This is a genomic window from Streptomyces phaeofaciens (assembly GCF_014648915.1).
Taxonomy (GTDB): domain Bacteria; phylum Actinomycetota; class Actinomycetes; order Streptomycetales; family Streptomycetaceae; genus Streptomyces; species Streptomyces phaeofaciens.
Window position 1 is genome coordinate 67,166 of the sequence record NZ_BMSA01000012.1, and the last position, 18,658, is coordinate 85,823.

At 74.4% G+C, this 18,658-nt stretch carries 17 protein-coding genes, 1 tRNA gene and 1 other RNA gene; 9 read left to right on the plus strand and 10 right to left on the minus strand.

Annotated elements, in window-relative coordinates; translation table 11 throughout:
- Positions 1-55: 55 nt before the first annotated feature.
- From purD to ffs, 3 genes are all read right to left on the minus strand, one after another.
- Entirely contained in the window at positions 56-1,309 is a 1,254-nt protein-coding gene (gene purD / locus IE275_RS20845; RefSeq protein ID WP_189712852.1) for a phosphoribosylamine--glycine ligase, read from the minus strand.
- Positions 1,310-1,589: 280 nt separating this feature from the next.
- Complete coding sequence (locus IE275_RS20850) at positions 1,590-3,917, minus strand: DNA polymerase III subunit gamma and tau (protein ID WP_189712853.1); 2,328 nt, start codon at positions 3,915-3,917, stop codon at positions 1,590-1,592.
- A gap of 42 nt (positions 3,918-3,959) precedes the next feature.
- An RNA gene (ffs, locus tag IE275_RS20855) (signal recognition particle sRNA small type) lies at positions 3,960-4,058 on the minus strand.
- Between the two features lie 72 nt (positions 4,059-4,130).
- On the opposite strand from ffs, the gene IE275_RS20860 reads away from it, so the two are divergent.
- The 5 genes from IE275_RS20860 (at position 4,131) to IE275_RS20880 (ending at position 7,522) form a co-directional block, all read left to right on the plus strand.
- Positions 4,131-4,218 (plus strand) — tRNA-Ser (locus IE275_RS20860).
- Between the two features lie 132 nt (positions 4,219-4,350).
- Positions 4,351-4,659, plus strand: coding sequence for a hypothetical protein (locus IE275_RS20865; protein WP_189712854.1), 309 nt, complete (start codon positions 4,351-4,353; stop codon positions 4,657-4,659).
- Between the two features lie 219 nt (positions 4,660-4,878).
- Complete coding sequence (locus tag IE275_RS20870; RefSeq protein WP_189712855.1) at positions 4,879-6,585, plus strand: PHP domain-containing protein; 1,707 nt, start codon at positions 4,879-4,881, stop codon at positions 6,583-6,585.
- Positions 6,582-7,199 carry a hypothetical protein gene (locus IE275_RS20875; protein WP_189712856.1) on the plus strand — a complete coding sequence of 206 codons (618 nt, stop codon included), beginning with the start codon at positions 6,582-6,584 and terminating at the stop codon, positions 7,197-7,199. Before IE275_RS20870 ends, IE275_RS20875 begins: the two co-directional genes overlap by 4 nt.
- A gap of 47 nt (positions 7,200-7,246) precedes the next feature.
- Entirely contained in the window at positions 7,247-7,522 is a 276-nt protein-coding gene (locus IE275_RS20880; protein ID WP_189712857.1) for a hypothetical protein, read from the plus strand.
- A gap of 24 nt (positions 7,523-7,546) precedes the next feature.
- On the opposite strand, the gene IE275_RS20885 is transcribed toward IE275_RS20880, so the two are convergent.
- The 6 genes from IE275_RS20885 to IE275_RS20910 form a co-directional block, all read right to left on the minus strand.
- Positions 7,547-8,605, minus strand: a complete 1,059-nt coding sequence (locus IE275_RS20885) for an EamA family transporter (protein ID WP_189712858.1) — start codon at positions 8,603-8,605, stop codon at positions 7,547-7,549.
- A gap of 255 nt (positions 8,606-8,860) precedes the next feature.
- Entirely contained in the window at positions 8,861-10,672 is a 1,812-nt protein-coding gene (locus IE275_RS20890; protein ID WP_189712859.1) for a copper resistance CopC/CopD family protein, read from the minus strand.
- 219 nt (positions 10,673-10,891) lie between these two features.
- Entirely contained in the window at positions 10,892-11,659 is a 768-nt protein-coding gene (locus IE275_RS20895; protein WP_189712860.1) for an SDR family NAD(P)-dependent oxidoreductase, read from the minus strand.
- The gene (locus IE275_RS20900; protein ID WP_189712861.1) at positions 11,656-12,135 is read right to left on the minus strand and encodes a cupin domain-containing protein; all 480 of its coding nucleotides are present in this window, start codon (positions 12,133-12,135) and stop codon (positions 11,656-11,658) included. Before IE275_RS20900 ends, IE275_RS20895 begins: the two co-directional genes overlap by 4 nt.
- Positions 12,132-12,755 (minus strand): GNAT family N-acetyltransferase, encoded by a 624-nt coding sequence (locus tag IE275_RS20905; protein WP_189712862.1) that lies wholly within the window; start codon positions 12,753-12,755, stop codon positions 12,132-12,134. The genes IE275_RS20900 and IE275_RS20905 overlap by 4 nt, the downstream gene beginning before the upstream one ends.
- A complete protein-coding gene (locus tag IE275_RS20910; protein WP_189712863.1) occupies positions 12,748-14,817 on the minus strand; it encodes a penicillin acylase family protein in 2,070 nt (689 codons plus the stop codon). The genes IE275_RS20905 and IE275_RS20910 overlap by 8 nt, the downstream gene beginning before the upstream one ends.
- Before the next feature lie 95 nt (positions 14,818-14,912).
- Here IE275_RS20910 and IE275_RS20915 point away from each other — a divergent pair, with 95 nt between their 5' ends.
- From IE275_RS20915 to IE275_RS20930, 4 genes are all read left to right on the plus strand, one after another.
- Positions 14,913-15,623, plus strand: a complete 711-nt coding sequence (locus IE275_RS20915; RefSeq protein WP_189712864.1) for a siderophore-interacting protein — start codon at positions 14,913-14,915, stop codon at positions 15,621-15,623.
- 24 nt (positions 15,624-15,647) lie between these two features.
- On the plus strand, positions 15,648-16,241 hold the full coding sequence (locus IE275_RS20920; RefSeq protein ID WP_189712865.1) for an HhH-GPD-type base excision DNA repair protein: 594 nt from the start codon (positions 15,648-15,650) through the stop codon (positions 16,239-16,241).
- A 249-nt stretch (positions 16,242-16,490) separates the two neighbouring features.
- Entirely contained in the window at positions 16,491-16,805 is a 315-nt protein-coding gene (locus IE275_RS20925; protein ID WP_189712866.1) for a hypothetical protein, read from the plus strand.
- Between the two features lie 48 nt (positions 16,806-16,853).
- Positions 16,854-16,991 carry a hypothetical protein gene (locus tag IE275_RS20930; RefSeq protein WP_189712867.1) on the plus strand — a complete coding sequence of 46 codons (138 nt, stop codon included), beginning with the start codon at positions 16,854-16,856 and terminating at the stop codon, positions 16,989-16,991.
- Positions 16,992-17,031: 40 nt separating this feature from the next.
- On the opposite strand, the gene IE275_RS20935 is transcribed toward IE275_RS20930, so the two are convergent.
- Complete coding sequence (locus IE275_RS20935; RefSeq protein ID WP_189712868.1) at positions 17,032-18,600, minus strand: helicase HerA-like domain-containing protein; 1,569 nt, start codon at positions 18,598-18,600, stop codon at positions 17,032-17,034.
- Between the last annotated feature and the right edge of the window lie 58 nt (positions 18,601-18,658).

Genomic DNA, 18,658 nt, shown 5'->3' on the forward strand with positions numbered 1-18,658 from the left:
AGGCGCGAGAGGCAGACGCGGCCAAGGCGCGCACGCCCCGGCCGCCCGATGCGCCCTACGCGCCCGCCGCCGCCTTCGCGGCGATGTCGCCACGGTGCTGGGAACCGTCGAGGCCGATGCGCGCGACCGCCCGGTACGCCCGGTCCCGCGCCTCGGTGAGGTGCGCGCCGGTCGCCGTGACGGACAACACGCGGCCGCCCGCGCTGACCACCGCGTCGCCGTCCTGCCTGGTCCCGGCGTGCAGGACGTAGGCGTGCGGGGCGTCCTGCTCGGCCACCGCGTCGAGGCCGGTGATCGGGTCGCCGGTGCGCGGGGTGCCGGGGTAGTTGTGCGAGGCGACGACGACGGTGACGGCCGCGTCGTCGCTCCAGCGCAGCGGGTCGAGGTCCTCCAGGGTGCCCGTGGCGGCGGCCTTGAGGACACCGGCGAGCGGGGTCTTCAGCCGGGCCAGGACGACCTGCGTCTCGGGGTCGCCGAAGCGGGCGTTGAACTCGATGACCCGCACACCGCGGCTGGTGATCGCGAGACCGGCGTAGAGCAGACCGGAGAACCGGGTGCCGCGGCGGCGCATCTCGTCGACGGTCGGCTGGAGAACCGTCTCCATGACCTCCTCGACCAGCTTCGGATCGGCCCACGGCAGCGGGGAGTACGCGCCCATGCCGCCGGTGTTCGGGCCCTCGTCGCCGTCGAGCGCGCGCTTGAAGTCCTGGGCGGGCTGGAGCGGGACGACCGTCTCGCCGTCGGTGATCGCGAAGAGGGAGACCTCCGGGCCGTCGAGGAACTCCTCGATGACCACACGCTCGCAGGCCAGGGCGTGCGCGGTGGCGGCGTCGAGGTCGTCGGTCACGACGACGCCCTTGCCGGCGGCGAGACCGTCGTCCTTGACGACGTACGGCGCGCCGAACGCGTCGAGGGCCTCGGCGATCTCCTCGGCGGTCGTGCAGACGTAGGAGCGGGCCGTGGGGACGCCGGCCCCCGCCATCACGTCCTTCGCGAACGCCTTGGAGCCCTCCAGCTGCGCGGCCTCCTTGGACGGCCCGAAGACCGGGATGCCCGCCTCGCGCACGGCGTCGGCGACCCCGGCGACGAGCGGCGCCTCCGGGCCTACGACGACCAGGTCGGCGCCGAGTTCCTTGGCCAGCGCGGCTACGGCCTCGCCGTCCATGGCGTCGACCTGGCGCAGCTCGGCGACCTCGGCGATGCCGGCGTTGCCGGGGGCGCAGTGCAGGGCCGTGACGGCGGGGTCGAGGGACAGTGAGCGGCACAGGGCGTGTTCGCGGGCGCCGCTGCCGATGACGAGGACGTTCACGGGGCCAGCCTAACGGGAGGCGGCGCGGTGGGATTGTGCGGGCTGCCGAGGGGGCGGGGCGCGGGTTGTCGTAGGAATCTACGAGCGGGTGGGCCGGCGGGTACGGGAGGGGGTGGGCCCAGGGGTGCGGGAAGGGGTGGGCCCAGGGGTGCGGGAAGGGGTGTGGGACGGGGTCGGCCGGGTCTCCGCGCGCGGCGCCGGAAGGGTGGCCGGGCGCGGCGCCGGAAGGGTGGCCGGGCGGCCGTCGGTCGCCCCGGGTCGCCGCTCGGCTCCCCGGCCGTCACTCGTTGGTGAACTCCTCCACCACCGTCGCGCCCAGTTCGCGGACGATCAGCTCGTGGCCGGAGAGGGCCGACTCGTTGAGGTCCGGGTCGTCGTCCTCGGGGGTGTCGTCCTCGGGGGCGACCGGGTCGGGGGCGGCGGGGCGGGAGGGGGCCTGAGGGGCGGGAGCCGGGCCGGGTGCCGCGGCCGACGGGGGCGCGGGCCGGGCCGGGCCGGGGGCGCTCGGGGCGGCGGGCTGGGGGGACGGCGCGCCGCCACCGCCGTAGCCGCCGCCGGGTGCGCCGTATCCACCGGGGGCGGCCGGGTTGCCGTAGCCGCCGCCACCGCCGCCGGGGCCACCGGCCGGTGCGGGTGCCGAGCCGCCGGACGGGTCGACCACCGCGTCGATCTTCCACTGGACGCTGAACTGCTCGGACAGCGCCTGTCGCAGCACCTCCTCGCTGCCGCTGCTCGCGAAGTTGTCGCGGGCGCCGGCGCTGGCGAAGCCGAGCTGGAGGGTGGTGCCGTCGAAGCCGGCCACATGGGCGTTCTGGCTGAGGAGGATCCAGGTGAAGCGGCGCCGGTTCTTGACGGCTTCCAGGATGTTGGGCCAGAGCATGCGGGGGTCGAGGCCGCCGGCGGGGGCCGCGTAGCCGGAGGGGGCGGCCGCGGGGGCCCCGGGTGCCGCGGCCGGTGGGGCGGCGGCGGGAGCCGGAGCCTGTGCCGCGGCGGGGGCCTGGGGCCTGGCGCCGCTGCCCGCGGGGGCGGCCGTGGGCCAGCCGCCGGGCCGCCGACCGCTCCCGGCGGCGGTGGCGGTGGGCCAGGCGCCGGGGGCGGGAGCGGCGGGGGTGGCCTGGGCGGGCTGGGGGGAGGGCGCGGGAGCGGGGGTGGGCATGGCGGCAGGAGCCGGGGGGGCAGCAGGGGTCGCAGGAGGAGCCGTCGGGGCGGCGGACGCGGCTGGTGCGACGGGTGCCACCGGTGCGACCGGTGCGACCGGTGCGGCGGGGGGTGCGCCCGCCGGCCCACGCACCGCGGCTCGCGCGGCGGCCGCCCCGCCACCGGGCGGAATGGCCTGCGTACCAGCACCGGCACCCGGGCCCACGCCCGCGCCGTGTGCCTCCGGCCCCGGCACGTAGCCCATGGCCGGCATCGCGGGCGCGGTCGGAGAACCGGCGCCGGCGGAGAAGTTCACCCCGCGCTCGATGCGGTCGAGGCGGGCCATGACGGAACGCTCGTCGCCGTAGGCGGCGGGGAGCAGCACGCGGGCGCAGATCAGTTCGAGCTGGAGGCGGGGCGAGGTGGCGCCGCGCATCTCGGTGAGCCCCTCGTTGACCAGGTCGGCGGCACGGCTCAGCTCGGCGGCCCCGAAGACTCCCGCCTGGGCCTGCATCCGCTCGATGACGTCGGCCGGGGCGTCGATCAGCCCCTTCTCGGCGGCGTCCGGCACGGCGGCGAGGATCACCAGGTCCCGCAGCCGCTCCAGCAGGTCGCCGACGAACCGCCGGGGGTCGTTGCCCCCCTCGATGATCCGGTCCACGACCTCGAAGGCGGCGGCCCCGTCGCCCGTGGCGAAGGACTCGACGACGGAGTCGAGCAGCGAGCTGTCCGTGTACCCGAGGAGGGAGGTGGCCATGGCGTACGTCACACCTGCGTCGCTCGCGCCGGCGAGGAGCTGGTCCATGACGGACATCGAGTCACGTACGGACCCGGCGCCCGCCCGCACGACGAGCGGCAGCACGCCGTCCGCGACGGGGATGTCCTCCTTCTGGCACACCTCGCCGAGGTAGTCGCGGAGCGTCCCCGGCGGCACGAGCCGGAACGGGTAGTGGTGGGTCCGCGAGCGGATGGTCCCGATGACCTTCTCGGGCTCGGTGGTGGCGAAGATGAACTTGAGGTGCTCCGGCGGCTCCTCGACGACCTTGAGGAGCGCGTTGAAGCCGGCCGACGTGACCATGTGGGCCTCGTCGATGATGTAGATCTTGTAGCGGCTGCGAGCGGGCCCGAAGAAGGCCTTTTCGCGCAGGTCACGGGCGTCGTCCACACCACCGTGGGACGCGGCGTCGATCTCGATGACGTCGATGGAGCCCGGCCCGTTCCTCGCCAGGTCCTTGCAGGACTCGCACTCCCCGCAGGGCGTCGGTGTCGGACCGTTCTCGCAGTTCAGGCAGCGGGCCAGGATGCGCGCGCTGGTCGTCTTGCCGCATCCGCGCGGACCGCTGAACAGGTACGCGTGATTGACCCGGTTGTTCCGCAGCGCCTGCTGCAACGGGTCGGTGACATGCTCCTGCCCGATGACCTCGGCGAACGACTCCGGGCGATAGCGGCGGTACAGCGCGAGAGACGACACGCTTACGAGGTTATAGGCGCGCACTGACAACCGAGGCCCACGCATGCAAGCGCCCCCCACGCACCCGCCAGAGCCAACCTACCCTTGCTGCCTTCCGGCCCTGGGGGAGTTCAGTCAGATAGCGCCGCGTGAGGGGCTGCCCAAACAGTACCCGATGACGAGGGCAGGGAACGAGTTCGCGAGCACTCCTCAACGTCTTGTATTGTTTGCCGCGGAGGATTCGCCTAGAGGCCTAGGGCGCACGCTTGGAAAGCGTGTTGGGGGCAACCCCTCACGAGTTCGAATCTCGTATCCTCCGCCAGTGCCTCACCGGGCACGATGTCGAAGGGCCCCGCTGCTTGCAGCGGGGCCCTTCGTCGTTGTCCGTCTCCGTTTCCGTCTCGGTTCACCGCTGCGGTGACATCCGGTTCAGCCGGATGCGATGCTGCGCGCCATGTTCATGATCGCCACCGCATCGGCCGCAGCCTCATCCAACCCGACAGGGGTCCTGACCTTCCTCGCAGCGCTGGGGGCCGCAGCTGTCTGCATCGGAGCGAGGTGGGCCTTCAACGTGCGCGGTGCCGTCGACACAACGCTGGCACGCCGACGGGCCGCTCTGGAACTGATGGGCCAACGCGCAGGCGACCTGAGCCTCGCGGACACCAAGAGCCTCGGCCCCGGTTTCTTCAAGTTCATGGGCGGCGTCATCACCGTGGCGGGACTTGCCCTGCTGGCCCTGAGCCTGATCCTCGCGACCGGCTGAACCAGCAGGCCGCAGGCAGTCAGCCGGCGGCCACCATGGGGAAGACGATGACCAGCCCGCCGCCCAGGCCGAGCCCCGCAGAATGACGCGACATCGTGCCCGGTGCCGTCATCAGTCGTTCCGTGACACCCCGCCGCCCGGACCCCCGTCGTTCATGCGGGCTTCCCAGACTCTGCACGTCCCAAGCGTGTATGCCCTTGCCGCCAGCGGGAGTTGAGCATGAGCCACGGCCACAGCCACGGTGCCCACCACCATCACGATCACCATCACCACGGCGGTGACGCCTCCTCGCTGCCGCCCGCCCTCGACATGTCGGTTCCCGACGAGGAGCTCACGCCCGGCCAGCTGTCCCGGCGTTCCATGCTGCGCCGCACCGGACTGCTGGGCGCGGGGCTCGCGGCCGGTGGTGTCCTCGGTGGGGCGGGGCAGGCCGCGGCGGCCGTGCCCGCGTCGGCGGGGTCCCACGGCGGGCGCGCCGGTGGCTATCTGTGGCTGGCCGGTGACCACCACATCCACACGCAGTACAGCTCCGACGCCAAGTACCGGGTCATCGACCACGTACGGCAGGCGAACGCGCACGGTCTGGACTGGATGGTCATCACCGACCACGGCAGCGAGACGCACGCCAAGATCGGGGTGGAGAAGGTCAACCCCGACATCGTCGCCGCGCGCGACCGGATCGACGGCACGCTGGTCTTCCAGGGCCTGGAGTGGAACATCCCGGCCGCCGAGCACGGCACGGTCTTCGTGCACCCCGGCAAGAACGAGGTGGCCGTGCTCAAGGAGTTCGAGAACTCCTTCGACGGCTCGGTGAAGAAGGCGTCCGCCGGCACGCCCGCGAACGAGGCGCTCGCCATCGCGGGCATCGACTTCCTCGCCGAGCAGGTGCGGCGCCGCACGGTGAAGGACGCCCTGTTCCTCGCCAACCACCCGGCCCGCAAGGGCATCGACTCCCCGCACGAGATCCGTGGCTGGCGCGACGCCCAGCCGAGGATCGCCGTCGGCATGGAGGGCGCCCCGGGCCACCAGGCCGGCGGGCTGCCCGCCCCGACCGGCCCCGGCGCCGCGCGCGGCATCTACGACAACAGCCCCGGCGCCGACTCCTTCGCCGCCTACCCGCTGGAGAGCTACCGCACCTGGGGCGGCTTCGACTGGATGACCTCCACCGTCGGCGGCCTGTGGGACAGCCTGCTCGCCGAGGGCAAGCCCTGGTGGATCACCGCCAACTCCGACTCCCACAACGTCCACGCCGACTCCGCCGTACGCGGCCCGAACGGCGACTTCAACGCCGACGGCCGCCATGCCGACCCGGTCCACGGCGGCGGCCTGAACCTCGGTGACACCGACTTCTGGCCCGGCCAGTACAGCCGGACACATGTCGGCGCGGCCTCCTTCTCGTACCAGGCCGTCATGGACGGCATCCGCGCCGGCCGGGTCTGGGTCGACCACGGCGGCCTGATCAGCGGGCTCGACGCCCGGCTGCGCTCCGGCGGCCGCGCGGTGACGCTCGGCGGCATGCTGCACGTCCGCCGCGGCGCCCAGGTCGAGGTGGTCGTCGAGATCGGCCTGGCCGACAGCCCCAACTGGGCCCAGTTCGTGCCGGCCCTGGCCCGCGTGGACGTCATCCAGGGCGATGTCACCGGTCCGGCCGCCGACAAGGACGTCTTCACCACGCCGAGCACCAAGGTCGTGAAGTCCTTCGAGGTGAACCGGTCCACCGGCTCGGTACGGCTCACCTACGCGCTCGGCCGCGCCGACAAGCCGTTCTACGTCCGGCTGCGGGGCACCGACGGCAACCGTACGGCCGTCGGTGTCCACGGCGCGGCCGTCGACCCGGCGGGTCCCGCCATGGACGTCGTCGGCGACGCCGACCCGTGGAAGGACCTGTGGTTCTACTCCAACCCCATGTGGGTCCTGCCCGCATGAGCACTCCGCACGACGCGTCCGGCGCCCGCCCCGTCCTCGGGGTGGACGCCGGGACGGCGAGCCTGCGGGCGGCCGATCACCTGGTCCACGACCTGGTGGACCGGCTCGGCCTCCCGCCCGGCACGGTCGCCTGCACCCATCTGATCCGCACCGACGAGCGCAGGGGTACGGCCGTCTCCCTCGCCCTGCCCGACGCCGGGGCGGCCGAGTCCGTGTGGGCGGGCATCGCCGCGCTGGAGGGGCTGGACGCGGGGGCGTCGCTGGGCGGCCGCGCGTACGGTCCCCGGGGAGCCGCCCGCGCGGCGGCGCTGGCGGCCGGGGAACACGCGCGGCGAACGGGCGGGCGGGCCGTGCTCTTCCCGGGGGTCGAGCACCTGACCGGCACGGTCACCGTCGCCGACCTGCTCGCCCTGACCACCGTCGAACGGCTCGTCGTGGTCGGCGCGCCGGCGGGGTACCGCCCCGACCCCGCGACACCGGTCGGCACCCGTGACCACGTGCGGCCCGAGTGGCGGGCCGGGCGGCTGACCCTCGCCCTCGTCCCCGCGGCGGGCGGCACGCTCGCACCGTTCGAGGTCCCCGATCCGACACCCTGCTGCGCCGACCACGTCTGACCGTGCCCCGCGGCCCGGCGGGAGCCCTCCCCTGGCACCATTGCCGAATGGCGGACGAGCGGCTCCCGGCGGGGTGGACCCTGGAGGAGATCCGTGACGTCTCCGGTGACCGGGAGGCCGTTGCCCTGACCACCGACCGTGTGGTGACGGGCTCGTGGCAGGACGAGCGGCTTCGGCCCGAGATCGTGCTGGGGTTCCACGGCCTGTGCCTGGTGAAGGCCGTGGGCGACGACGACTGGTACATGGGCAGCCTGAACGACGACGGCAGCGTCCTCTGCTGGAGCGCCTACGGCGATCTCCGCGAGGCGCTCCGCGGGCTCTAGCCCGGCAGGAGAGCCGGCGCCCGACTACGGCCTCCCGCTCGGCAAGGTCAGCAGGACCAGGGCCAGGGTCAGGACGGTCAGGCCGGACCAGGAGGCCAGGGGGAGCCGTTCGTCGAGGACGGTGACACCCAGGACCGCCGCCACGGCGGGTTCGGCCAGGGTCAGTGACGTGGCCACCGACGCGGGCGTGCGGCGCAGGCCGTGTCCGAAGAGCCGGTAGGCCAGGAAGACGGTGAAGAGGGCGAGGTAGACCGCCACCGCCGCGCCGCGCACCGTCGTCAGCCAGTGCGCGTCGGTGAGCAGGACCAGCGGCGAGGCGATCAGCCCGCCGGCGCCGAACAGCACGCCCATCACCTCGCCGGACGGGTGTCCGTGGGTGATGAGCCGGCCGCCGATGAGCGAGTAGACGGCGTAGGAGAGGCCGCCGCAGGCGGCGAGCGCCACGCCCGTCAGGTCCGTGGGGGTGGAGCGGCCCGACAGCTCCGGGCCGAGGACCAGGAGGGTGCAGCCCAGCACGGCGGTGGCGGTCGCCACGGTCCAGCGGGCCGTGGGCCGGGACTGCCCGGTGAGCCAGGCCAGCAGGCCGGCGAAGACCGGGGCGCTGCCGAGTGCGATCACGGTGGCCACCGCCACGCCGGTGCGGGCCACCGCGGGGTAGAAGGTGACCGGGTAGCCGGCCACGGCGAGCGCGCCCACGAGGAGCAGCCACCGTTCGCGGCCCGTGGCGGCCGCCACCAGGGAGCGGGCGCCCGGGGAGGCGGCCACCGTGGCGGCGGCGGTCGGGGAAGTCCTCCGAGAAGCACTGCGGGCGGCGCTACGGGAAGCGCTACGGGAAGCGCTACGGGAAGCGCTTCGGGAGGTGAGGAGCAGCAGGATGCCGCCGAGGGCGAGTCCGGCGCAGCCGATGGCCGCCGCCGGCGCACCGGCCGGGGCCAGGGAACTCGCCGTACCCGTCGTGCCCCACAGGACGGCCGCGGTCAGGATGGGCGCGGGGCCGCCGAGGAGACCGGCGGTGCGGGAGGAGGGCGTGCCGACGGTCGTCGTCGGGCGCGCGGGAGAGAGCGGAGAGGTGCGGTTCGGCACAGTCGTGAACTTCCGTCGTCGCGTGCGTCTGGGAGGGGATCCGAAACGGGCGTACGACAGAACCCCCTGGCCGAGACGTGAGTCGGTGGGGGGCGGGGATCACACCGCCGTTGTCGCGCCCGTCAGGCGCTGAGCGGCGGCAGAACGACGTGCCAGTAGGTGTTCACACCGCGATGCTACCCGGCGGGGTCCCCGCCGGGCCGGGGCGTCTCGCCCCGCGGAACGGGGTGGCCCGCCCGGGCCGCCCCGGCCGCCTCAGCGCACGATCCGCACCGGCTTCGTCTCGCTCACCTGGTCGACGTCCGTCACCCGGACCGTCGCCTTCATCTCCCAGGTGCCGGGGATGGGGAGGTTGAGGCCGTCGGCGGCCCAGTAGCCGCCCCGGTCGGTGAGCTTGGCGTCGAGGGGGCCGATGTCCTGGCTGGGGAGGGAGAAGGACAGCCGGAGTTCGGGGATGCTGACGAACCCGCCGTCGGTGCCGTAGACCACGGCCTGTACCGAGTTGCTGCCGACCCGGCCCGGGTCGAGGGTGACCTGGACCGTGCCCTTGGCGCCGAGGCCGGCGTCGAAGGGGATGGTGGTGACCGAGGCGACGGGCAGTCCGGCGGTCTGTTCCGCCGTCGCCGCCTCCGCCGCCGCCCGGCCGGGCAGGGTGCCGGTGAGGATCGTCGTCAGCAGCAGGACGACGACGGACACGGCGACCTCGGCGAGGACCGAGCGGCGCAGCGCCCTGCGGTGGGCGTCCTCGGCCGGGGTGAGGGGGAGCGCGGCGGGCGACCGCGGCCCGGCCGTCTCCGGGGTTTCCCGCCCGGGTTCCGGGGCGGGCCGGGAGACCGCCGTGCCGGGGGAACCCCCGGCGAGCGCGCTCACCGGCTCCGGTACCCGGGTCTCCGTCGGCGTCGCCGTCCGCACCCTCACGGTCGTTCCCTTCCTCAGTGTCTGTCGCGACCGGGCGCCCGCCACCAGCAGCACCGCCACCGCGGCCAGCTTGGCGAGCAGGAGCCGTCCGTACGTCGTGTCCGTCAGTGCCGCCCAGGAGCCGAGGCCGCGCCAGGACTGGTAGACGCCGGTCACGACGAGGACGGTCACCGAGGCGCCGGCCAGCCGGGAGAAGCGGGTGACCACGCCGGCCGGCACGGAGGCGCGGTGGAGCAGGATCAGCAGGGCCGGGAGGCCGCCCAGCCAGACCGCCATCGCCAGCAGGTGCAGCACCGAGGAGGTCATCGCGGCCGGGACCTGGAGGCCGGCCGACGCGTGCTCGGCGGCGGCCCAGGTCAGCGCGAGACCGACGGCGAGCGCTCCGCCGGTGGCGAGGGCGGCGCGGGACGGCCGCTCGCGCCTGCTCTGCCGCAGCAGGAGGACGGCGGCCGCCGCCAGCAGGGCGAGGCGGGCCAGCAGGGCCAGGCCGGGGCGGCTGCTCAGGGTCCTGGTCAGGCCGGACGGGTCGAACATGTCGGCCGGGCCGGTGCCGGCCTCGTAGGGGCCGCGCAGGACGAACAGGAAGACCGTCGAGCCGGCCAGCGCCCAGCCGCCCGCGAGCAGCAGGACGCGCAGCGGACGGCGGTCCGGCGGGCGGCACAGGGCGGCGAAGGCGGCCGTGCCGATGAGCAGGGCGGCACCGATGTACGCGAGGTCGCGGCCGATGTTGTAGAGGCCGTCGGTGACGGGGTTCTCGGTGGCGGTGGTGGGCAGGGTGGCCCGGGTCGCGGAGGGTTCGCCGACGGAGAAGGTGAACGCGCCGGAGATCGGGTGGCTGTCCTCGGACACCACTCGCCAGGCCACCGTGAAGGTGCCGGTGCCGAGCTTCTCGGGGAAGGCGACGGACACGGTGTCCGAACTGTCCTTCGCGTGCTCCGGCTTGTCGGTCTTCACCCGCTGGTTGTCGGGGTCCAGGACGCGGAAGGAGTCGTCGAGCAGCCCTACCGACTCGGTGAAGGTGAGGGTGATGCTGCGGGGGGACGTCTCGACGACGCTTCCGTCGGCTGGGTCGGCACCGCGGAGGGCCGCGTGCGCCGAGGCCGGTCCGCTGCCGAGGAGGAACAGGACCAGCACGGTGCCCAGCAGCACCAGCCCTTGAAGTCCCCTTCGCCCACTGCCGTGCCCGCCGCCGTACCGGCCGCCGTGTCGTCCGTCATCGCGCCCTTCGCCCACGTCACCGCTCCGTCTTGCTCGAGACTCGCGTGCTCGGGGTTACGTACGGATGCACACGCCATCAGGTTCACCACAGCATCCGGCCCGCCACGGCGTCCAGCTCACCGGCAGATGGGGTTCACCACGGCCTGCTGCTCACCACGTCGGCCGGGCCGACACCCCGCCGTCCACCACCAGGTCGTGGCCGGTGATCCAGGAGGCGAGGGGGGAGGCCAGGAAGACGCAGGCGTCGCCGACGTCCTCCGGGCGGCCCAGCCGGCCGACCGCGACCGCCTCCCGCCATCGCCGTACCCCCTCCGGCCAGGCCTGTGCGAGGCCGTCGCGGTCGATCAGGCCGGGCGAGACCGTGTTGACGCGGATGCCGTACGGCCCGTACTCCTGGGCGGCCGCGCGGGCGTGCATCACGACGGCGGCCTTGGCGGCGGAGTAGTGGGCGTGTCCCGGGGCCGGCATCCGGGCCTCCACCGAGGCGATGTGGGTGATGGTCCCGCCGTGCTCGCGCATCACCTCGGCCGCTGCCTGGGTGCAGGCGAACACGCTGGTCAGGTTGGTGTCGACGACGGTCCGCCAGTCGGCGGCCGGCATCCCGGGCAGTTCCCGGACGGGCTGGACGCCCGCGTTGTTCACCAGCGCGTCGAGCCGTCCGCCGCCCCACTCGGCGGCCTCGGCCACGAGTCGTCGGCACGCGTCCTCGTCGGTGAGGTCGGCGCCCGGCAGCACGACGGCCCGTGCGCCGATGTCCCGCGCGCCGATCTCCGCCGCCAGGGCGCGGGCCGCGTCCACCGCCGTACGGCAGTGCAGGGCGACCGCGGCGCCCTCCTGTGCGAACCGCAGCGCGATGCCGCGGCCGATGCCGCCGCCCGCGCCCGTGATCAGGGCCGTGCGGCCCGCCAGCAAGGTCATGGACGGCACAGTCGCGCGATCAGGGCGGCCCGGTCCGGATAACGCGCCGTCAGCGGGTCCGCCTCGCCGTGCTCGTAGTCCCCGTAGGTGAAGCCGGGGGCCATCGTGCAGCCGAAGAAGGACCAGGCGCCCCGGGACCGCGCGCCCATCCAGGTGCGCGCGGGGACGGTGAGCTGGGGGTGCTGTCCGCCGCGCAGGTCGGGGCCGAGCACGGCCGTGCGGGAGGTGCCGTCGGGGGCGAGGAGGAGGAGTTCCAGGGGGTCGCCGAGGTAGTGGTGCCAGACCTCGTCGGCGGGCAGCCGGTGCAGGGCCGAGTAGTCGTCGGCGGTGAGCAGCGCGACGATCGCGGAGCCGGCCGGACGGCCGTCCGGCCCTTCGGGTCCCGCCCAGGTGCGGCGGAACAGGCCGCCCTCACGGGGGATCGGCTCCAGGCCGTAGTGACCGACGAGGTCGTCCGGGGTGAGCGCAGAAGTCACCCGGGGAAGGCTACCTCCCGGCGCAGGAAGGCGAGTTGGGCCTTCTTCTCGGGCAGGTACACGTCCGGCAGGTCGATCTCGGGCAGGGTGACCAGCGGCCCCTGCTCGAAGCCCTGCCGGACGAACCGCCGCACGGCCTTCTCGTTGCGCACGTCGGGGTCCACGACGACCCGTCGCCGGTCCAGGCCCAGCAGCACGTACGCGGCGAAGGTGCCCAGCAGCGCCGACGACCAGCCGGGCCGCCCGCCCCGCTCGCCGGCCGGGGCGAGGAGCAGGTGGACGCCGATGTCGCCGGGCTCGACCTCGTAGCACTCACCGACCCGGTCCTCGGCGGGTTCGTAGGTCTGGAGCAGCGCGACCGGGGTGCCGTCCAGCTCGGCCAGGTAGGCGTGGTGGGTGTCGAGGCCCGCCATGTGGGCGTAGATCTCGGCGACCTGCTCCCGGGTCAGGCCGTTCATGCCCCAGAACGCGGCGCGTTCCTCGCGCACCCAGCCGTGGACGACGTCGGCGTCGCCCTCGGCGTCGAGGGGCCGGATGCCGACGGTGCCGAACCCGTCGGCGTGCTGCTCGTGGACGTATGGCCGAAGGGGGTGGCCGGGGTGGCCGGGACGGTCAGACATCGCTCTCCTTGGTCAGCTGCGTCCAGTCGGTGACGACCGGGGCCAGCTCGCCCTTGAGCCAGAGGGGCAGCTGGTCGTGGTGGTGGGGGCTGTCGGTCCGGCCCGAGGCGCCGTGCGGGACGACCCAGAGGCTGTCCTCGCGGCGGGCCAGGTCCCAGACGTACCGGGCGGCGGGGCCGCGCGCGGCGAGGTCGGTCCAGCCGGGCACGGCCGAGGTGCACAGCACGCAGTCGTGGTCGCCGGAGAGCGCGGGGGCCTCGTACGAGGGGTCGGGCAGGGCCCGCCAGGGGGCGAGGCGGTGGGAGTCGCCCCAGCGGGCGGCGGGCTGTCCGGCGGCCTCCTCCAGCGCCTCGCGCAGGAGCGTCTGCCGGTCGACGCCGTACAGCTCCTCGGCGCGCAGCAGGTGTTCGAGGGCGAAGCCGATGCGCGGGACGAGGGCCAGCCAGGGCAGGAAGACCTCGGGGTAGGCGGGCGGGGTGGTGAGGGCGGCGAAGGCCGGGTGGGCGGCGAGCCGGCGGACGAGCGCGCTGCGGACGGCCGCGTAGCGGTGGGCGTCCTGGCTGTCGGCGTCCATCCGGCGGTCCCAGCGCAGCAGGCGCGCGCGCAGGTCGGCGGCCGGGCCGGTGAGGCCGTCGAGGGCGGCCAGCCGGTCCAGCAGGGGTGCGGCGGAGGCCAGGTGGGTGTCGGTGTGGATCGCGGGCATGTCGCCGGCGGTCCACCTCCGCCGTCCGGCGAGGAGTGCGCGGATGCGGTCGGCGCGGTGCGGCGGGGCGAACTCGACGCCGAGGCCGGCCGCCGGGCCGCGCTGGTTGGCCATCACGGCGACGCCGTCGGTGAGGCCGGCGCGGGGCATCTCGTGCCAGCCGGTCCATTCGTGGCCGGGTTCCCAGGCGGGCACCAGCCGGGTGCCGTTGGCCGCGGCGCGCACGGGCACCCGGCCGGCGACCCGGTGCAGCAGGCCGCCCTCGGTGTCGGCGGCCTGGACGACGTTGACCGGCTCGGCCCAGTCGTCGAAGGCGGCGTCCACGTCGGCGGTGCGGCGGGCGCGCAGGAGGGGGAGGAGGGCCTGGAAGCCGAGGTCGGCGGTGACCCGGGGCGGGTGGCGCAGGGCGAGGGCGAGCGGGGTGCCGTCGTCGAGGCCCTCGGGGCCGCCGGCGATGACCGGGCCGCGGTCGGTCTCCAGGATCTCGACCTCGACGGTCTCCTCGCCGGCCACGCGGACGAGTTCGGTGTGCCGGGCGACCCGGCTCCAGGTGCCGTCCGGGCCGAGGGCCTCGACGCCGGCGCCGGTGCGGCGCAGCCGTTCGCGGTAGAGGTCCTGGTAGTCGGCCATGGCGTTGGTGATGGCCCAGGCGACCGTGCCGGTGTGGCCGAAGTGGGCGATGCCGGGGACGCCCGGGACGGCGAGGCCGACGACGTCGAACTCGTCGCAGGCCAGGCGGATCTGCTGGTAGACGCCGGGGTCCTCGATGAAGCGGTGCGGGTCGCCGGCGATGACGGCCTGTCCGGTGACGGTCCGTTCGCCGCCGATCAGCCAGCCGTTGCTGCCGGAGGTGGCGGGGCCGTCGGTGGCGAACAGGCCGACCGCGTCGGGTCCGAGGTGCCGGGCGGCCTCCTCGCGCCACAGCTTGGCGGGGAAGCCGGCGAACAGGATGTGGGTGGAGAGCCAGACGGCGAGCGGGATCCAGGGCTCCCAGCGGCCGGGGACGAGACCCGTCTCCCGGAACTCGGGGGTGAGCGCCGGCCCTTCCGCGAGGCCCTCGTTGACGCCGTCGACGTACGCGCGCACCCAGTCGGCGGTCTCCGGGTGCCGGTCCGTCAGCCGGTCGAAGCAGCGGCGGGCGGTGTCCTCCAGCCGGACGCGGCGGGCGAACACGTCCCAGGGCACGGCCTCCGGCCCGAGGAAGGACGCCGAGGTGCCCTGCGCGCGGTGCCGTTCCACCTCCAGCTGCCAGGCGCGGTCGCGGGCGGTGACCAGTCCTTGGGCGCGGGCGAGGGCCGGGGCGCTGTCGGCGCGCAGATGGGGGACGCCCCATGCGTCTCTGTGGATCTCGGTCGTCACGCTGTGGTCCCTCTGTCCCTCTGTGGCATTGTGCTTTAGGTTAGCCTTACCTAATCAATCAGTGCGGGAATGGTACGCGAGAGGTGAAGAGGGTCATGGTGCAGGGGCGGGGCTGGGAGGGCGCGGTCCTCAGGTTGATGCGGGCGAAAGACTTCACGCTCACCGTGACGGGGGCCGAGGACGTCACCGGGGCGTTCCGGCGGGTGCACCTCACCGACGGCGGGCTGCTCGCCGCGGCCGGGGTCCACCCGACGATGTGGGTACGGCTGTGGTTCACCAACGCGGGCAAGCCGCACCAGCGGGCGTACACCCTGGTCGACCCCGACCCGGCGGCCGGCACGTTCTCGCTGGAGTTCGCCCTGCACGAGGGCGCGGCCAGCGACTGGGCGCGGACCGCGCAGCCCGGCGACACCATCGACGCGACCCTCCAGGGCACCGGCTTCGAGGAGCCGGCCCCCACCCCCTCGCACGTCCTGGCGATCGGCGACCCGGCCTCGCTGCCCGCCATCAACTCCCTGCTCGGAGCGCTGGACGGCGCCCCGGCGACGATCTGGTTCGAGGGCGAGGCGGACGGTCTCCCCTTCCGCACCGACCCGGCCCGCCACGAGCGGCGGCACATCCCCCGCGCGGAACTGGTCGACCGGGTCAAGGCCGAGCTGCCGGCGCTGCTGGCGGCCACCGAGCACCCGTACGTCTGGATCGCCTGCGACACCCGGACCACCCGCACGCTGGCGGCGTACGTCCGCAAGGAACTGGGCGTCCCCAAGGAGCGGCTGCACGCGCTCGGGTACTGGCGCGCGAGCTGACGGCCCAGGCGGGATCATCGACGCATGGACGTCACCCTGCACCTCGCCCAGGACCCCGAGGCCGACGCGCTCCTCGGCCGCTCCCCGCTCGCCGCGCTGGTCGGGATGCTGCTGGACCAGCAGGTCCCCATGGAATGGGCGTTCAAGGGGCCCCGCACCATCGCCGACCGGCTCGGCGCCGACGACCTCGACGCGCACGAGATCGCGACCCGGGACCCGGAGGCCTTCTCCGCCCTGCTCTCCGAGAAGCCGGCCGTGCACCGCTACCCAGGCTCCATGGCGCAGCGCATCCAGCAGCTGTGCCAGTACCTCGTGGAGCACTACGACGGTGACGCGAGCGCCGTCTGGGAGGGCGTCGGGACCGGCCGGGAGCTGCTGAAGCGGCTGGAGGAACTGCCCGGGTTCGGCAAGCAGAAGGCACAGATCTTCCTGGCCCTGCTGGGCAAGCAGCTCGGCGTACGGCCCACGGGCTGGCGGGAGGCGGCCGGCGCCTACGGCGAGGAGCAGTCCTTCCGGTCCGTCGCGGACATCACCGGCCCGGAGTCGCTGGCGAAGGTGCGGGCGCACAAGCAGGAGATGAAGGCGGCGGCGAAGGCGGCCAAGGCCGCGAAGAAGTAGGACCGACCGCGCAGCGGCAGGGCCGTGCGGAGGGGGTCGGCGGGCGGCGGCAGGGCATGACCGGTCCCCTCGCCGCCCGGGTCCTCGCACCCGGGTCCTCGCCGCCGGGGTCCCGTGCCCTGTGATCCCGTGCGGCGGCGTCTCCCCCGCACCACCCGGCCCCGGCCCCGGCCCGTCCTTGTCCGCCGACCGGGTGGTTCCCCGCCCGGCATGCTGGAACGTGGGCGTGTCGCGGGCAGATGACCTGCCATGAGCAGCACCGCACGACGAGTCCCGCACGGCCGCACCTGGCTGCGGGCTTTCGTCCTGCTGCTCGCCCTGCTGGCACCGGGCGCGGCCACCGAGCTCTCCGCGACACCGGTCACGGCCGCCGAGACCGTCGAGTACGACGTCGTCGACCCGGCCCTGCGACCGGCCCCCGGCACCCACCGCCCCGCCGCACCCCTGCGCCCCGCGCCGTCCACGGCCCCGGCGCCCGCACTCCCGGCGGAGCGGCCCCGGCCCACGCCGCCCCGGACGCCGTACGCCCTGCGCGCCCTGCGCACCGTGGTCCTGCGCTGCTGACGGACGCCCCGAGCGAGGCCCGTCAGCACTCACGCAAGGAGCACAGCCATGCCCACCGACCCCTACGCGATCCTGCGCGCCCTGCTGCGCGCCGAGGCCGCCCGCAGCGCGGCCCCGAAGCCGCAGTCGAAGACGGCCGAGCGCGGCCGGCCGCAGCAGGCCCCGGCGAGCGACCGGGACCACTGACCGGGGCGGCGGGGGCGGGGCCTCCCGGGACCTCGCGGGGCTACCGCCTCCGCCGCGCCGTACCGAAGAGCGAACGGGTGATCTCCCGGCCGATCTGGGTGCCGACGGAACGGGCCAGGGACCGGAACATCCCGCTGCCGACGACCTGCTCCACGACGGAGGGCTCGCCCTCGGCACCGGACTTGGGCCTGGACTCGGACCTGGACCTGGAGTCGGGCTCGGGGGTGGATCTCCCCTCGCCCCCGGTCCGGTCCGCAGGCGGTGCCGTCCTCTCCTGCGCCGCCGCCAGTTTCTCGAACGCCGATTCCCTGTCCACAGCCTGTGCATAGCGCTCGTGGAGCGGGGACGCCTCGGCCGCCCGGTCGACCGCCGCCCCGTCCACCGGCCCCATCAGGGACTCCGGGGCCCGCAGCCGGGTCGCGGCGACCGGCGTGGGGGCGCCCCGCTCGCTCAGGACCGTGACGACGGCCTCGCCGGTGCCCAGGCCGGTGAGCAACTCCTCCAGGTCGTAGGGGGAGTGGGGGAACGTCTTCACCGTGGCCTTGAGGGCCTTCTGGTCGTCGGGTGTGAAGGCCCGCAGCGCGTGCTGGACACGGTTGCCGAGCTGGGCGAGGACATCGCCGGGTACGTCCTTCGGGGTCTGCGTGACGAAGAACACGCCGACCCCTTTCGAGCGAATCAGCCGGACGGTCTGGGTGATGGAGTCGAGGAACGCCTTCGACGCGTCGTGGAACAGCAGATGCGCCTCGTCGAAGAAGAAGACGAGCTTCGGCCGGTCGGCGTCACCGATCTCGGGGAGGTCGTGGAAGAGGTCGGCCAGCAGCCACATCAGGAAGGTGGAGAAGAGCTGCGGCCTGTCCTGGACGGCGGGCAGCTCCAGGACGGAGACGATCCCCCGCCCGTCGGCCGCCGTCCGCAGGAACTCACCGGTGTCGAACTCCGGCTCGCCGAAGAAGCCGGCCGTGCCCTGGGCCTCGAACGCGGTCAGGGAGCGCAGGATCACCCCGGCGGTGGCGGTGGAGAGCCCACCGATGTTCTTCAGCTCGGTCCTGCCCTCGTCCGAGGTCAGGAAGGCCACGACCGCCCGCAGGTCCTTGAGGTCGTACAGCTCGAGGCCCTTCTGGTCGGCGTAGTGGAAGATCAGGCCGAGGGACTGCTCCTGGGTCGGGTTGAGCCCGAGGACCTTCGACAGCAGGACCGGCCCGAAGCTGGTGACGGTGGCCCGGACCGGGATGCCGTGGCCGAGGCCGCCGAGGGCGTAGAACTCCGCCGGAAAGCCCGCGGCCGTCCATTTCTGGCCCACTTCGCGCGCCCGCTCCCGCACCTTGTCGTTGTCGGCGCCGGGGACCGAGACGCCCGAGAGGTCGCCCTTCACATCGGCCAGGAACACCGGAACGCCCTGCGCCGAGAGCTGCTCCGCGATCAGCTGGAGGGTCTTGGTCTTGCCGGTGCCGGTGGCGCCCGCGACCAGGCCGTGCCGGTTCAGCATGGGCAACGGCACCCGGACCGGCGCGTCGGGCAGGCACTGCCCGTCCCAGAGGAGGGCTCCCAGGTCGAGGGCGGGGCCGGCGAAGGCGTACCCGGCGGCAATCTCGCTGGCACCACTCATCGACCCGATCCCCTCGCTCCCGCTTTGCCCCCGTTCGTCACGTCTTTTCCAGCGTCGC

What these genes read in the sequence shown, in the direction of transcription:
- IE275_RS20930 (WP_189712867.1), top strand. Translation starts at nt 16,854, where the DNA reads ATGCCCACCGACCCCTACGCGATCCTGCGCGCCCTGCTGCGCGCCGAG.
- IE275_RS20920 (WP_189712865.1), top strand. Translation starts at nt 15,648, where the DNA reads ATGGACGTCACCCTGCACCTCGCCCAGGACCCCGAGGCCGACGCGCTC.
- IE275_RS20865 (WP_189712854.1), top strand. Translation starts at nt 4,351, where the DNA reads ATGTTCATGATCGCCACCGCATCGGCCGCAGCCTCATCCAACCCGACA.
- IE275_RS20915 (WP_189712864.1), top strand. Translation starts at nt 14,913, where the DNA reads ATGGTGCAGGGGCGGGGCTGGGAGGGCGCGGTCCTCAGGTTGATGCGG.
- IE275_RS20870 (WP_189712855.1), top strand. Translation starts at nt 4,879, where the DNA reads ATGAGCCACGGCCACAGCCACGGTGCCCACCACCATCACGATCACCAT.
- IE275_RS20905 (WP_189712862.1), bottom strand. Translation starts at nt 12,755, where the DNA reads ATGTCTGACCGTCCCGGCCACCCCGGCCACCCCCTTCGGCCATACGTC.
- IE275_RS20925 (WP_189712866.1), top strand. Translation starts at nt 16,491, where the DNA reads ATGAGCAGCACCGCACGACGAGTCCCGCACGGCCGCACCTGGCTGCGG.
- IE275_RS20895 (WP_189712860.1), bottom strand. Translation starts at nt 11,659, where the DNA reads ATGACCTTGCTGGCGGGCCGCACGGCCCTGATCACGGGCGCGGGCGGC.
- IE275_RS20875 (WP_189712856.1), top strand. Translation starts at nt 6,582, where the DNA reads ATGAGCACTCCGCACGACGCGTCCGGCGCCCGCCCCGTCCTCGGGGTG.
- IE275_RS20880 (WP_189712857.1), top strand. Translation starts at nt 7,247, where the DNA reads ATGGCGGACGAGCGGCTCCCGGCGGGGTGGACCCTGGAGGAGATCCGT.
- IE275_RS20935 (WP_189712868.1), bottom strand. Translation starts at nt 18,600, where the DNA reads ATGAGTGGTGCCAGCGAGATTGCCGCCGGGTACGCCTTCGCCGGCCCC.